The sequence below is a fragment of the Halorubellus litoreus genome, from assembly GCF_055378595.1.
Map to the genome: position 1 here is coordinate 3,148,163 of NZ_AP043836.1, position 12,470 is coordinate 3,160,632.

The following is a 12,470-nucleotide window of genomic DNA, read 5'->3' on the forward strand; positions in this document are numbered from 1 at the left end:
CCCGTTCTCGGTCGTTGAGGACGAACACCCCCGAGCAATGGGTTTTTACCCCCGCACGGCTTGTGTCCTCAGTGAAAGGACATGACCAGGGACGAGGCGGAGACACCGGCGGACGACGACGAACCATCCACGCGACGCCAGAAGGCCGTCGACGGCTTCGACTCAGGCATCGTCGACCTCCTCTCGTGGGTGCTCGACACGGAGACGCGAGCGAAGATCTACATCTTCCTGCAGGCCAACCCGGCGTCCACGAGCGAGGAGATCGCGCAGGGAACGGGTCTGTACCCGAGCACCGTCCGCGAGGCCCTGGCGGAACTGCACGACGAGGAGAAGGTTCACCGTGAGAAACGCGCCGCTTCCGGCGCCGGGAACAACCCTTACGAGTACACGGCGATCGCGCCGAGCGAACTCGTCTCGGGCGTCGTGGGGCAGGTACAGGACGAACTGAACACCGTCTTCAACCTCGACTCGCTCCTCGACGACGACGACGAGGACGACCTGGAAGCCGTGGACGCCGACGACGAGCCGGTGACTATCACGGTGCAGTCCGATGCCGTGGACGCGGAACCGGACGCGGGTGCGGACGACGCGGACGCCGACGACGACGGGACGGCGTCGACCGACGAGTGACGCGTCTGGCGGACTGTGAGCGACGCGGGACGCAGGGGTCCCCGGATTCAATCCTTTTATGCCGCGCCCGGTCGACCGTTCGGGCATGAATGTTGCGCTGGGTGGGACGTTCGACCCAGTTCACGATGGGCATCGCGCGCTGTTCGAGCGCGCGTTCGAACTCGGGGACGTGACGGTGGGGTTGACGAGCGACGAGCTCGCACCGAAGACGCGGCACGTCGACCGGTACGTCCGGTCGTTCGCCGAACGGAAACGCGACCTGGAACGCGAACTCGAACCGCTCGCGGCCGAGTACGGCCGCGAGTTCGCGGTGCACGAACTCACCGAGCCAACCGGGATCGCGACCGAACCGCGGTTCGACGCGCTCGTCGTCTCGCCGGAGACCGAGGACACCGGCGAACGCATCAACGAACTCCGCGAGGAATCGGGCGTCGACCCGCTCGACATCGTCGTCGTCGACCACGTCATCGCCGAGGACGGCGACGTCATCTCGTCGACCCGCATCGTGAACGGCGAGATCGACGAGCACGGGAACGTGACGCCCGAGCGCGACGGCCGAGACGCGACGCGCTAACCCCCTGACTCGCTACGCGCCTACCAGGACGGCGGTTCGAACCCTGCTTCTTCGAGGACGTCCTTCCAGCGCTGCTGGACGCTCAACCGGGAGACGTCCGCGGCGTCGGCGACCGCGGTCTGCGAGCGCTCGTCGCTCTCCAGGAGCGCCGCCGCGTACACGCTCGCCGCTATCGCCGCGGGCTTGGACCGGTCGGACTCCGGCGCCGTGGAGAGGAAGAGGTCCGTCGCGGTCGTCCGCGCCGCCGACTCCAACTCCAAGCGTTCGCAGACCGCCTGTAACTCCTCGATCCACGCTTCGTTGTCCACACGGTCACTCGCTCGATACACACTGCCCCCTGGGGCGGCCTCGCCCTTCAATCTCGCGTCCGAGACGACAGGTTCTTGAACTGCTCGGGGCTTACGCTCGGAGTGCGCGCGGGTAGCCAAGCCAGGAAACGGCGCAGCGCTTAGGACGCTGTCTCGTAGGAGTCCGCCGGTTCAAATCCGGTCCCGCGCACTCCTCGACGCCGTCTCGTCGTGCAGTTTTCTCCCGGGTGTCGACAAACGACAACACCCGACTATGGACATAGATAAGCCAAATCGACTATCGCGCTGTATGGTCTTTAAGGGAAGCGAGTGGGACAACGGGAGGAACATCCTCATAGTCCACCAGCGCAACGCAGACTTCCTCGATACCAAACAAGTCGTCGACTACTACGAGTACCGCAAATCGTTCCTCAAGTGGATGTTGCAGTTCGGCAAGGAACCCGAGAAGGCAGAGGGCTACTCTCCGTACACGGTCTACAACACCGGCCAGCGCGCCGCGACGTTCGACCTGTGGGCCTGGGAGTACAACCGCGAATACAGCCAGCCACCCACCCAGGAGACGGCCCGGGCGTTCATGGACGAGAAGGCGCTTGAGGACGTCACGAACTCCACGAAGGGCAAGTGGCTCGAAATGCTCCGGCGGTATTCGTCGTGGCTCCAAGCGCAATTCGGGGAGGACGAGTGGGAGTTCTCGTGGAACTTCACGAGCGGCGGCGGCAACCCCCAACCCCGAGACTTTCTCTCCAAGCAGGAACGCCAGAAGATCAGGAACGCCGCCCTGAGCGTCGACGGGAACCCCGCTTACGGCATCGAGGACAAGGACGCCCTCCAGTACACGGATAGCAGTTGGAAGTTCACCACGCTCGTCTGGGTCTCTCTCGATGCTGGGCTACGGCCCGTGGAGGTCCGGCGCGCGCGAACCAGTTGGGTCGACACCACCAATAGCGTCCTGCGTATCCCACGGGAGGACTCCGCGAAGAACGACGGGAACTGGACTGTCTCACTCACGGATCGGACGTCGACCGCCCTGGATTACTGGCTGGACGAACGCGAGAAGCACCCGCGCTACGACGACACCGACCGACTCTGGCTCACTCGCCACGGCAACCCCTATCCAGCACAGGAACTCCGCCGTATCCTCCACAAGTTATGCGACGTCTCGGGAATCGACACTCAGAACCGGTCGATGTCGTGGTATACTATCAGACACTCCGTGGGCACACACATGACGCGAGAACGTGACCTGGCCGCGGCGATGGTACAGTTACGTCACCGGAACCCACAAACCACTATGAAGTACGATCAAGTCCCCGTAGAGGATCGCCGGGACGCACTCGACCAGATGGGATAAACGAGATAGAAAAACGAAGCAGACTCCGTACCCACTCAGTGAACAGTCCCGGTTCCCAACACCTGGGACTTCTCACCGTTGTTCCAGATGACCTTCAGCGTCTTGCCATCGGGAAGGCCACTACTGGACGTCTCCTTCAGACCGAGTGTGTCTCCAGACTCAATCTTTGGGCCGGTCCAGGTTTTCCCAGCGTAGGTCGTGATGTCAACCCCACTTGGGACACCAGAGTCTTCCCAGATGATTGTCCCGTCGACGGTGACAGTCATGAACTTACTTTTGACGTCATCACCACTAAGGATTGTAATGTCGACAGTTTGACTTCCACCGTCGACACCCCATTTTGTTTCGACGGTCGTGGTCGGTGTCTTCTTTGTTGATTCTTCTGCAAGCCCCAACGCGAAGGACCCCACTGCCGCTGCCAGAACAACAGTCACAGCAACCATCAGCACTACGCCAATGGTTGATGAGACTGCATTTTCATCTTGGAGAACGGTTCGGACCTTCATAAATGGGAACCTCGGAGGTTAGATACTGATTTCGCCTTCCGAGATAATATTCGACGAGTCCCCGCTGGAGGTGGTCCAGACAATGGTAATAGACGTCCCACTACTAACGGACGCTTTCGGCTTTTGGACACTCACAGTGGACCCCGCAGAAACCGTCCCACCTTTCCAGCCAGAAGTAGTATCCGTAGTGTTTTCAGACCATCCGTTTGGGCTACTTCCGATTGCGCCGGAATCCCAGACAGTCGAGGAACCGATTTTGACATCCAGATTGTTGCTGTCAATATCGCCCCCACCTTGGTGGCTGATATCGACCATCACATTACTCGCGTAGGCAGTCGAGTCGTAATTGAAAGTCGCCTGCGGGACTTGTTCTTGACTGCCACCGATACCGAGTACGAACGCGCCGATCACGGCTGCGAGGATGACAGTGATTGCCACCATAAGGATGACGCCGATGACCGGCGACACCGCGTCCTCGTCCTTAAATATGTTTTTTAATTCCATTTATGAGGGAACTTCGGATTCGGAAATCACGTTGGAACTATCTCCACTTGGGCTGGTCCAAATGACCTGAATCGTGGAAGTACTACCGGTAGCCCCACTGTAAAGCGTATCACCCGCTGCACATGGGCCACAGCTAACAGACTGCTTCCCACCGTCAGCTTGGACCTTCAGATTACTTGCTTCGATGTCATCGCCTCCTGCGTGAGTGACGGTTACAGTACTACCGCTGTAGGAGTAATCGAAACTTGCCTGCGGGACTTTCGCTTGACTACCACCGATACCGAGTACGAACGCGCCGATTACGGCTGCGAGGATGACTGTAATAGCCACCATAAGGATGACTCCGATAACCGGGGAGACAGCATCCTCGTCCGTGAAGAGGTTGTTTAGTTTCATTGTTATTTTTCCCACATCGGTCTGCGGCGTTCACCCACCGCGCCGATGGTATCCAGTGACTATTCTGCTAAGCACTTAATACCGTCGGCCAGCCACTCTGCTCCCGGTCGGTATCGCTTATCCAGAAAATGGTATAGCGACTCTTTCCTCGCTTCAATGTGTCCTTGAAGCGCATATGAAACCGGTCGCGTCTTGCGTTATCAAAATTGATGTTGGTTCGCTCCCGGTCATGATACTTTCCATATACTTACTCAAAGAAGCAAATAGCTGTGGAAGGATTTATATACGAGTTTAGTCGTCTATCCTCAAAACGGATGGGGCGCGGTATGCCCCCAACCGGTGTGGGTAAGCGAGGGTTGCCACCCCCGCAACCTACTCCAGACCACCCGGACTTAAACATCTTACCGCCTCCTTCACAATCATGCAAATTCTCACCGAAGCCGACGTTCTCGCAACCTACAACCGAAAAGACCCCACCGCAGAGGAACTCGTAGACGACTATCGAGAATACCAGAATTACAGCGATGAACACCCGCAAGAAGGCCCGACACTCGTCTCGCGCGCCCTCGATATGCCACATGGCCGAATCAAAGAGTGGCACAACGGCGTCCAACCAGACGGCTATCGCGCGATCTCTTTCCTCGAACAAAACGGGTGGTTCGACAAGATTCCAGCGTCCACAACGAACTCACTTAATCGCCTCATCGCTTGGCTCCTGGCGAGCGGCTGCGTCAAAAGCCGAGGCTTTCAACCTCGTTTCACGCTCCACGACAGCAACGACATCTATCGACTCTCCAGTGGCCTCCGTAACCTCGGCCTCAAACACGACATCCAACATCGAGAAGGGCGGCCCGATGAAGTTACGATCCCCGAACAGTCGTCCGTTGCCGGGCGTGCGTTCGTCGCCGCAGGCGTCCCCCGAGGGACAGACCACTATCAGGTCGATAGACTCCCCGAGTACCTCAATTATGCTACAACCGCAATGAGACGGAAGTTCATCGAGAGCTATCTATTGACACGCGCTGCGGAAGCCCCGGAACCGTGGGCGACACGGATTGAGCTTCGTTCAACTCGGCCTGCGTCGTACATTGACGACTTTGAAACTCTCTGTAGACAGGAGGCCGGGCGTTCTCACGTCGAGCGTGCTGGATGTTCCGTGTTTCTCTCGCCAGTGGCGCTTGAGCGTATTACTGGAGATTCGTAAATCGAGTTAGTTGCTCTCTCGTTCTCGGTCTGTCGTTCTGCGGCTTGGATTTGCACCGAGTCGCGCACGAATCACTTTCCGCGCTAGATCGGGAAGTCCCAGGCCAATCGCCATGCCCAGGAGCAAACTGTTCACATCTATCGCTATTGTAAGATCGCTCATTGTCAGAATACTCTGCTACCGGACGCGCCGTTCAATCATCCACTCATACGCGGACTCCGCGAGGTACTCGCCGAGATCGGTGTCCTCGTGGACGTTCCCGCTTGAGTATACGTGGTGGTTATCGTACACCACAACGTGTTTGGGCTTGACGCCGGTCCCACAGAACCCAAGCGTCAACGGTCGGTTCGTATTCTCCATCAGCATATTCAGCACCACGAGCGCGTAGTCTTCGCAGTCGCCTTCTCCAGTCATGTATGTCTTCCAGGGGTGTTGCGCGTAGTCCCACCCTGGGTCCGCGCGCCAGGTGAACGACCGGCTCCACCGCCGGACGTTCGTATGTTGCCACCGCGAATCAGCTTCGATGAATCGCCGCGGGAATAGGTACAGCCACACCGACAGTCGTGTCAGTCTATAAGCTCGCCAACGTAGTCTCATAACTGTAGTTTCAGGTCCGTCTGTTCCATCAGGAGATAGAGCATCTTCGTCGCCCCAATGATCGGGTCAACCGACTCACCCAAGAAGTGCTTCCGCGGGGCGTCCTGCCAGTCGTACTCCTCGTGTGCGTACACCAGGACACCGTGCCCGTAGCGCGGGAGGAATAGCGTAACGTGGAGCTGTCGGTCGCGCTCCAGCAGACCGAAGCGGTCGTCGTGTGACCGAAGTACCCACGACCCCTCACTCTCTCGTCCGTCGACGAGCGACTTGAAACACGCAATCGGGTTCCGTTCGAACCCAAGTGCCACAAGCACCGTCTCGATGGTTTCCTCGTCAACGAGAACCCGACAGACACGTTGGTTCTCGCCTGTGGTTCCAATGGTGTACGCCCCGAATCGGGACGCCACCCCGTGCAACCGCGGGAACAGCCAGCGCCGCACTACCTCTATCCAATCATCGTCCGCGTCCAACAGGAACCGCATCACATCGCCTTCGCTTGGTGCGGCCCACCAAACTCAACCGTCTTCTTCGACCAGTACGGCGGCGTGTTCGTACTCCCGATACAGTAGCCGTTCCTGATGTTGGACAGGCCATGGTAGCCATCCCAGGTGACGTTCGCCGAGAGGAACTCATACAGAAGTTCGGCTTCGTCGCCCAACCCAAGTTCACGGAAGTACGCGCCACTGCGGATAGCAAGTGCCCGCGACTCCACGCAATCGAAGCTCGCCGGGATGTGGCTGATGAACTTCCAATTCATGTACTGCCATATCGGATTGACCATCCCGTCGACGTTCGTAACCCGGACGTACTCGGGGTCGTCGTCCACCAGCTCGGCGCTCTTGCTCGCACACGCGATCTCGTAGATGGGAACCTCGTTCGACTTGTCGACGTTCTCCACGTAGAAGTCAATCGCGCTCTCCGGGTAGCCGAATAGTTCGCCCAGCGTTCGGTCGTCCTTCTGTGCCAGGGCCTCCACCACGGCGTCCAGCGCGCTCCGTTCGTCCGCAACGATGATTCCCCCACGGTCACCCAGGGAACGCACCAGCGACCCCGTGGTGTCCGTCATGGCGAGGATACTGTTCAAGTCCGCCTGGGATTCATCGAGAAGCGCCGCGCGACGAGGGTGGTCCGGGTCGTTGACCGCCATCACCTCGACCTTGTAGAACGCCCGCTTACAGGCGTCCAGGGCGTCACGGAAATGATCGCGCGACTCCGTGGTCTTCCAGTTCCGTTTGTAGATAGGCTTGATGTTCAGCGGCAGGTCAACGTCAACCGGGTAGATAGGTTCAATCATTAGCAGTCACACTCGTCGCCGCAACACCCCGCCTTCCCGTCGTCGTCCGCTCGGGGTTGCAGGCGGGCAACGTCACTGTCAGCGTGGATACTCCCCGTCGCGGGGTCCGCCGTGACAATCTCCTCACCGTAGTAGTCTTCGTAGAGCTTCTGTCGCGCCTCGAACGGCATATCCATGTTCGTGATGATGCTGAACGGGGGTTCAACCTCCGCCGTTCCACGGAAGACGTTCGGTTCGCCGCCGTTCCCGTGTTGCATATTCACAAAGGGCTTGATGTCGACCTGCTTGGAGGCCGCAAGGTCACTCACAGGCGCGTCCCACGGGAGGTCGGTCATCAACCGGATAGCGGGGAACATCCGTCGCATATCGCCCTCGATGCGCTCGTACAGCGCGTGGTGGGCTTCGTGGAACGTCGAGCGATTCCGGTAGTCGCCGTCAATCCCAGCGGAGGGACATCCGCCCTGGTCGACCGCCCAGTATCGGCACCCGCGCAGGCCACCGAGGTCCGGTCCATCATACTCGGGGTCGCACGCCCCAGGGACCTGCTTGAGCATCTCGTAGCGTTCCTGCTCGTCCGGGTCGTTGTACCGGTTGTCGGTACTCTCGCCCTGGAGGAACGGCACACCGTCGCCCACGGCGGCCCACGTCTTCCCACAGCCCGTCTGCTCGCCGTCGCCCTTGATGATTTGGGCGGCCCCGGCGTTGTAGACGTCGCAGGTGTTCACGATGCAATTCCGAAGGGAGGTCCCGAGCAAGTTGTTCTGGAAGTCACGCATCGGGTTCCACGACCGGTAGTCCTGGCCGGGTTCCATCATCCACTCCCAGGTTCGGAGGTACACTTCGGCCAGCCGCTCGCCCGTCAGGGAGATGTCCGTCTGTACATCCTCATAGGGGATAGCGGGGTTGTAGTGGCCGTAGATACCCATTGCGTTCCACTTGTCCATCTGTGCCAGGAGCTTCTCCAGCTTCTCGTCGTTCCCCGCGTTGCCGTCGTGGAGGACGACAATCAGACCGACCGGCACGCCTTCGTCCGCGAGGCGCTCGATGGCGCTCAGGGTGCGGGCGCTCATGTGGTCGGTGACGTCCTTCCCACCGCCGCGCGCCAGGCGCTCTCTGTTGAGTTCTATCGGCCCGTCGCACGAGATACCCACGGAGACGTTGTACTTCTTGAACAGCTCAATGTGGTCGTCGTCGATGAGCGTGGCGTTCGTCTGGATGTGCGTTCGCTTCTCGTCCCAGTTCTCGTAGCAGTACGCGAAAATCTGGTCGAGGTGTTCCTTGCGGAGCAAGAGCGGTTCGCCACCGTGCATCCCCGGCGGCTCCCATGGCTTCGTCTCCTTCCACTCCTCCAGGCGAGCCATGATAGCGTCGATGTCGTACTCGTTGTCGATCTGTTTCTGTTTCATCACCCGGTCGGGTTCCTCGTAGCAGTACGTACAGCCGAGGTTACAGCCGGTGTTCGCCGCGATGTGTAGCGTCATATGTTTATCTAAGGGTATTCTATGGTACTACCAGTAGTGGGATAGCAGTGGTATAGCGTGTAAGAGTTGAACGTTCTCTATTCCATGTTCAACATCGGGAAGGGGTGTACACTCCATTTACGTGTACATGAGTCCATGTCCGTAAGGAGAGCAGAAGAACACGTACTCAAAGAGGTGTGTTTCTCTGAGTGTTCTTCTTTAGTAGTATAATAGTGCTGTAGACACTTAAAGCTGTCGAAGGTTTTCAAAGGATAGTCAAAGAACGGTGAGCATACCACCACTCCACCGCTTCCCGATGAAACCCACCAGCTTACACCCGCCGAGGTTGGTCGGCGTGTGCAACATCCGTGTACGCCGTGTTCGAGTGATCGTCGTGATCGTCGTGGGAATCGGAGTGGTCCGCGTAATCCGTGTAGACGTTCTTATCGGAGTGACTGTTCGAGTGCGGCTGGTCATCCGAGTGACCGCCGTTATCACTGTGCCCGTAGTTCGAGTGATTGTCCTGGTGCTTCGGGTCGTCCGAGTGCCCGATGTCCGAGTGTGAATAGTTCGAGTGCGAGTCGCTGTGCTTCGGATTATCGGAGTACCCCGTGTTCGCGTGGTCGGAGTGCGTAATCTCGTCCGTGTGGTCGCTGTACGCCGCGTCATTGTGAATCCCCGGCGAGTCCCCGTGCGGGGTGTCGCTGTGGGAGTTCGTGTGCGTCGGCTGGAGCTGGTCGACGTGATTGTCGCTGTGCGGTGGGTCGTCCGAGTGCCCGTCGTTGTGCGCGGGGCGATTCGCGTGGTCGTCCTGGTGCTTCGGATTATCCGAGTGCCCGTCGCTGTGTGGGGGCCTATCCGAGTGTGAATTAGAGTGCGGCGGGTTATCGGAGTGACCGCTGTTCTGGTGGTCCGAGTGGTCGTCGTGATTATCCGAGTGCCCCGTGTTGGAGTCGTTATGCGTATCGGAGTGCGGGATGTCCGTGTGTCCGGCTTCCTCGAACGCCCGGACCTTACTGCCCGTCTCGTCGACGTACTTGATTAGGCCGTCTTCAATCCAGATCGACCCGGTGGTCCCCACGACCCACGACCCGACTTCCCGCGGAATCCGACGCTCGTAGCGCACCGAGTCGACATAGTGGAGGTACGTCCCCTCAATCCAGACCGACCCGGACTTACCGGGCGAGCTGGTCGTGACGACGTTGCCCGTGTAATACCACTCGTCGCCAGCGCCGTCTACGAAGTGAAGGTTATCACCCTCCACCCACATTGAGCCTGGTTCCTTCGCCATGGTTCAGGCCCACTTGTCGGTGCCGAGGGGCAACACAACCCGACCACCAGAGAGGTCGAGCGTCCCCGTCACGGAGTCACCGGACTTCTTGACGGCTCCGACCTGACTTGCGGTCACGTCGTGGGGGTTCCCCGTGTTCGTAACGTGAGAGACGGGCGCGGCCCCAATCTGTGCGGGCGTCACACTGTGCGGGTTCGACGAGTCAGCCTCGTGGTTGTCGAGCGCGGTCTGCACGGCGTCAACTTCGCCCTTCTCCGCAACCGTCTTCCAAACCGACCCGTTGTAGTACCCGAGTCGGCTGGTGTCCGTTCGGAACACCTGCTGGCCGTTAGTTGGGCTACTTGGGTTCGAGGCCGCCCGACTTGAGTCCAGGCGCTCGTTCGTCACCGACACCAAGTGAAGGATGTCTTCGACGACGTTGTAGTTGAAGTTGTTATCGTAGGCATCAACCGGCTGGTCGCCAGCGAGGTAGTCGTATCCGGTCGGGTATTCCGAACCCTGTGCGCCCCAGGTCTTGAGGCTTGAGCTGTAGGTCGTCATAATCGTGATGTGTAATCGTGGTTAGTCAGTCAGCAATCCCGCATACGTACCGTCCCCAACCGAACCCGCGATGTTCGTGTACCCGAGGGTGGGGTCGTTGACGTTCCCGTTGTAGTCCGCCGACGTCCGGTACGTGAACGTCCCACGGAACAGCGCGTCAACGCGGTACCCGAACGGCGTCTGCCGGTTCAGGATGTCGATGAACTCCGCTTCGGTTATCTCCACGGCGTCCAGCGACGACTTCGGTATCTCCAGTAACTCAACCCCCGGTTCGCCACTGTTCGGGTCGTACCCGACTTCGGTGGGCTTGATGTTCAGGAGGGTCGCCGCGTTCGCGATGATGTTGTTCACGGTGCCCTCACAGGTCACCAACTGGAACTCCGCGATGAGCCGCAACCGGAACTTCTCCTTGGACTCACCGGACTTCGGGCGAATCTGCACCATCCGAGAGAGCTTCTCCAGGGATGGAAGTTGGTTCGCCGTCTGAATCGTGGACTCCTCGTCGACGACCTGGATGTCTTCTTCAACGCGGTCGAAGGCGTGTCCAATCGGGTCGAGGAGCTTGAAGTTCCCCGAGGTCCGGTCGGTCGGCATCACTTCGGGCAGGCCGTCAGCGAGCCGGTCGCCGTTGTTGCTGTACGTCGGCATCAGGGTGAGACGACGGTCGTCGTCAGCGTGATACTGTCGTCGTTCGAATCCGCCGTCGCAACCGACCCGTCGCCAATCGCGAGGTTCGCCGTCCCCGTGGGCGGGTCAACCGTGTCGACGGTGAGCGCCGTGATGTCGTACACGCCGTCCACGGAGCGAATCGCGTACTGAATCTCACCGAAGATCACGTCGTCGCCAACCCCGATGTCGCCCTCGATGGTAGAGCCGGTCGACATGAGGCCACCCGTGTACGCCACGATAGCGTCACGAACCGAGTCGGTGCCAGCAAACTCGTCCGTCACCTCGATGTCCATATCCACGTAGATTTGGACTTCGGTTGGGCGACTGATGCTAAACTCGTCCGTCTGCCCGTTGATGTACGTCACCGTGAACGGGCCGTCCGAACTTCCGTGAACGCCCGACGCGAGTGTGTCGCCCCAGGCCTTCTTGTCCGCAATCTTCTGAGCAATCGTCTGCCCGTCGCCGCCCTGGACGACGAACTCCCCGGAGTGCGGCGGGAGGCCATCAGCGTCCGTGACGTCCTGATTGTTCCCGAAGTAGGTCACGTCCTTGACCCCCGAGATGTTCTGGATTGCAGTGATAATCGAGTTGGGCGTGGCCGCGCTTCCCTCGGAGAGCTGTTCTTCGGCGCGCGCCCGTAGCTCGTCGTCGGCTTCTTCGTCGACCCCGCCGGTCGTCTCCGCAGGGTTCGTCACGGCCTCAATGCCACTGGGTGCGCTCGGCATCACGACCAGGGTGTTCGCCCCGACGTTCCCGAGGACGCCACCCTCGACGGCTTTGATAGCCACGTCAACCTCGGTGTTCCCCGAGAGGAGGGTTGCGCTCGTGGTCGTCACGAACCGAACCGGCGTGTCACTGTCGGTCTGCACGGTCGTTCCCTTCGGGATCGTGTAGTCCACGCCCGCCGCCGCGCCCCGAGAGAACCGCGCGCTCCCGGTCGCGACAACTGCGTCCTGGCGACGAACCCCAATGAGCGCCGTCAGGAAGTCCAGCGCAAGTCCTTCGGCGTGGTCGAGTTGCGCGCTATCCAGCACCAACCCGAGGTCGTTCTGTATCTCCGCGAAGCGAACCGCGACGGGTTCGTACACCGCACGGATAATGGACTCGTCGCCGTCCTGCATATCCTCCCCCCAATACTCCTTGGCA

General features: G+C 59.8%; 16 protein-coding genes and 1 tRNA gene. 5 read left to right on the top strand and 12 right to left on the bottom strand.

From position 1 onward, the window contains the following. Positions 1 to 81: 81 nt before the first annotated feature. Positions 82 to 630, top strand: a complete 549-nt coding sequence (locus ACZ48X_RS19895) for a winged helix-turn-helix transcriptional regulator (protein WP_336350756.1) — start codon at positions 82 to 84, stop codon at positions 628 to 630. Between the two features lie 85 nt (positions 631 to 715). Next, on the top strand, positions 716 to 1,204 hold the full coding sequence (locus tag ACZ48X_RS19900) for a phosphopantetheine adenylyltransferase (RefSeq protein WP_336350755.1): 489 nt from the start codon (positions 716 to 718) through the stop codon (positions 1,202 to 1,204). A gap of 20 nt (positions 1,205 to 1,224) precedes the next feature. On the opposite strand, the gene ACZ48X_RS19905 is transcribed toward ACZ48X_RS19900, so the two are convergent. Next, positions 1,225 to 1,533, bottom strand: coding sequence for a transcription initiation factor IIB family protein (locus tag ACZ48X_RS19905; protein WP_336350754.1), 309 nt, complete (start codon positions 1,531 to 1,533; stop codon positions 1,225 to 1,227). An 85-nt stretch (positions 1,534 to 1,618) separates the two neighbouring features. Here ACZ48X_RS19905 and ACZ48X_RS19910 point away from each other — a divergent pair. Both ACZ48X_RS19910 and ACZ48X_RS19915 read left to right on the top strand, forming a co-directional pair. Then, positions 1,619 to 1,702 (top strand) — tRNA-Leu (locus ACZ48X_RS19910). A 63-nt stretch (positions 1,703 to 1,765) separates the two neighbouring features. Continuing rightward, entirely contained in the window at positions 1,766 to 2,863 is a 1,098-nt protein-coding gene (locus ACZ48X_RS19915; protein WP_336350753.1) for a tyrosine-type recombinase/integrase, read from the top strand. 35 nt (positions 2,864 to 2,898) lie between these two features. Here ACZ48X_RS19915 and ACZ48X_RS19920 read toward each other — a convergent pair whose 3' ends face one another. The 3 genes from ACZ48X_RS19920 to ACZ48X_RS19930 are packed head-to-tail and all read right to left on the bottom strand — an operon-like array spanning position 2,899 to position 4,269. Beyond that, positions 2,899 to 3,369 carry a type IV pilin domain-containing protein gene (locus ACZ48X_RS19920; protein WP_336350752.1) on the bottom strand — a complete coding sequence of 157 codons (471 nt, stop codon included), beginning with the start codon at positions 3,367 to 3,369 and terminating at the stop codon, positions 2,899 to 2,901. A gap of 18 nt (positions 3,370 to 3,387) precedes the next feature. Then, entirely contained in the window at positions 3,388 to 3,873 is a 486-nt protein-coding gene (locus ACZ48X_RS19925) for a type IV pilin N-terminal domain-containing protein (RefSeq protein WP_336350751.1), read from the bottom strand. After that, complete coding sequence (locus ACZ48X_RS19930) at positions 3,874 to 4,269, bottom strand: type IV pilin N-terminal domain-containing protein (RefSeq protein WP_336351113.1); 396 nt, start codon at positions 4,267 to 4,269, stop codon at positions 3,874 to 3,876. A gap of 421 nt (positions 4,270 to 4,690) precedes the next feature. On the opposite strand from ACZ48X_RS19930, the gene ACZ48X_RS19935 reads away from it, so the two are divergent. Next, on the top strand, positions 4,691 to 5,473 hold the full coding sequence (locus ACZ48X_RS19935) for a hypothetical protein (RefSeq protein ID WP_336350750.1): 783 nt from the start codon (positions 4,691 to 4,693) through the stop codon (positions 5,471 to 5,473). A gap of 177 nt (positions 5,474 to 5,650) precedes the next feature. On the opposite strand, the gene ACZ48X_RS19940 is transcribed toward ACZ48X_RS19935, so the two are convergent. The 8 genes from ACZ48X_RS19940 to ACZ48X_RS19975 all read right to left on the bottom strand — a co-directional run bounded on the left by ACZ48X_RS19940 (position 5,651) and on the right by ACZ48X_RS19975 (position 12,445). Then, on the bottom strand, positions 5,651 to 5,887 hold the full coding sequence (locus tag ACZ48X_RS19940; protein ID WP_336350749.1) for a hypothetical protein: 237 nt from the start codon (positions 5,885 to 5,887) through the stop codon (positions 5,651 to 5,653). Positions 5,888 to 6,066: 179 nt separating this feature from the next. Further along, a complete protein-coding gene (locus tag ACZ48X_RS19945; RefSeq protein ID WP_336350748.1) occupies positions 6,067 to 6,555 on the bottom strand; it encodes a hypothetical protein in 489 nt (162 codons plus the stop codon). After that, positions 6,552 to 7,364, bottom strand: a complete 813-nt coding sequence (locus ACZ48X_RS19950) for a hypothetical protein (protein WP_336350747.1) — start codon at positions 7,362 to 7,364, stop codon at positions 6,552 to 6,554. The genes ACZ48X_RS19945 and ACZ48X_RS19950 overlap by 4 nt, the downstream gene beginning before the upstream one ends. Beyond that, a complete protein-coding gene (locus ACZ48X_RS19955) occupies positions 7,364 to 8,845 on the bottom strand; it encodes a radical SAM protein (RefSeq protein WP_336350746.1) in 1,482 nt (493 codons plus the stop codon). The genes ACZ48X_RS19950 and ACZ48X_RS19955 overlap by 1 nt, the downstream gene beginning before the upstream one ends. 310 nt (positions 8,846 to 9,155) lie before the next feature. Further along, positions 9,156 to 9,905, bottom strand: coding sequence for a hypothetical protein (locus ACZ48X_RS19960; protein WP_336350745.1), 750 nt, complete (start codon positions 9,903 to 9,905; stop codon positions 9,156 to 9,158). A gap of 213 nt (positions 9,906 to 10,118) precedes the next feature. After that, a complete protein-coding gene (locus tag ACZ48X_RS19965; RefSeq protein WP_336350744.1) occupies positions 10,119 to 10,655 on the bottom strand; it encodes a hypothetical protein in 537 nt (178 codons plus the stop codon). Positions 10,656 to 10,676: 21 nt separating this feature from the next. Further along, on the bottom strand, positions 10,677 to 11,303 hold the full coding sequence (locus ACZ48X_RS19970) for a hypothetical protein (RefSeq protein WP_336350743.1): 627 nt from the start codon (positions 11,301 to 11,303) through the stop codon (positions 10,677 to 10,679). Continuing rightward, the gene (locus ACZ48X_RS19975) at positions 11,303 to 12,445 is read right to left on the bottom strand and encodes a baseplate J/gp47 family protein (RefSeq protein ID WP_336350742.1); all 1,143 of its coding nucleotides are present in this window, start codon (positions 12,443 to 12,445) and stop codon (positions 11,303 to 11,305) included. Before ACZ48X_RS19975 ends, ACZ48X_RS19970 begins: the two co-directional genes overlap by 1 nt. Between the last annotated feature and the right edge of the window lie 25 nt (positions 12,446 to 12,470).

What these genes read in the sequence shown, in the direction of transcription:
- ACZ48X_RS19965 (WP_336350744.1), bottom strand. Translation starts at nt 10,655, where the DNA reads ATGACGACCTACAGCTCAAGCCTCAAGACCTGGGGCGCACAGGGTTCG.
- ACZ48X_RS19975 (WP_336350742.1), bottom strand. Translation starts at nt 12,445, where the DNA reads ATGCAGGACGGCGACGAGTCCATTATCCGTGCGGTGTACGAACCCGTC.
- ACZ48X_RS19930 (WP_336351113.1), bottom strand. Translation starts at nt 4,269, where the DNA reads ATGAAACTAAACAACCTCTTCACGGACGAGGATGCTGTCTCCCCGGTT.
- ACZ48X_RS19920 (WP_336350752.1), bottom strand. Translation starts at nt 3,369, where the DNA reads ATGAAGGTCCGAACCGTTCTCCAAGATGAAAATGCAGTCTCATCAACC.
- ACZ48X_RS19915 (WP_336350753.1), top strand. Translation starts at nt 1,766, where the DNA reads ATGGACATAGATAAGCCAAATCGACTATCGCGCTGTATGGTCTTTAAG.
- ACZ48X_RS19950 (WP_336350747.1), bottom strand. Translation starts at nt 7,364, where the DNA reads ATGATTGAACCTATCTACCCGGTTGACGTTGACCTGCCGCTGAACATC.
- ACZ48X_RS19955 (WP_336350746.1), bottom strand. Translation starts at nt 8,845, where the DNA reads ATGACGCTACACATCGCGGCGAACACCGGCTGTAACCTCGGCTGTACG.
- ACZ48X_RS19935 (WP_336350750.1), top strand. Translation starts at nt 4,691, where the DNA reads ATGCAAATTCTCACCGAAGCCGACGTTCTCGCAACCTACAACCGAAAA.
- ACZ48X_RS19895 (WP_336350756.1), top strand. Translation starts at nt 82, where the DNA reads ATGACCAGGGACGAGGCGGAGACACCGGCGGACGACGACGAACCATCC.
- ACZ48X_RS19940 (WP_336350749.1), bottom strand. Translation starts at nt 5,887, where the DNA reads ATGACTGGAGAAGGCGACTGCGAAGACTACGCGCTCGTGGTGCTGAAT.
- ACZ48X_RS19900 (WP_336350755.1), top strand. Translation starts at nt 716, where the DNA reads ATGAATGTTGCGCTGGGTGGGACGTTCGACCCAGTTCACGATGGGCAT.
- ACZ48X_RS19925 (WP_336350751.1), bottom strand. Translation starts at nt 3,873, where the DNA reads ATGGAATTAAAAAACATATTTAAGGACGAGGACGCGGTGTCGCCGGTC.
- ACZ48X_RS19970 (WP_336350743.1), bottom strand. Translation starts at nt 11,303, where the DNA reads ATGCCGACGTACAGCAACAACGGCGACCGGCTCGCTGACGGCCTGCCC.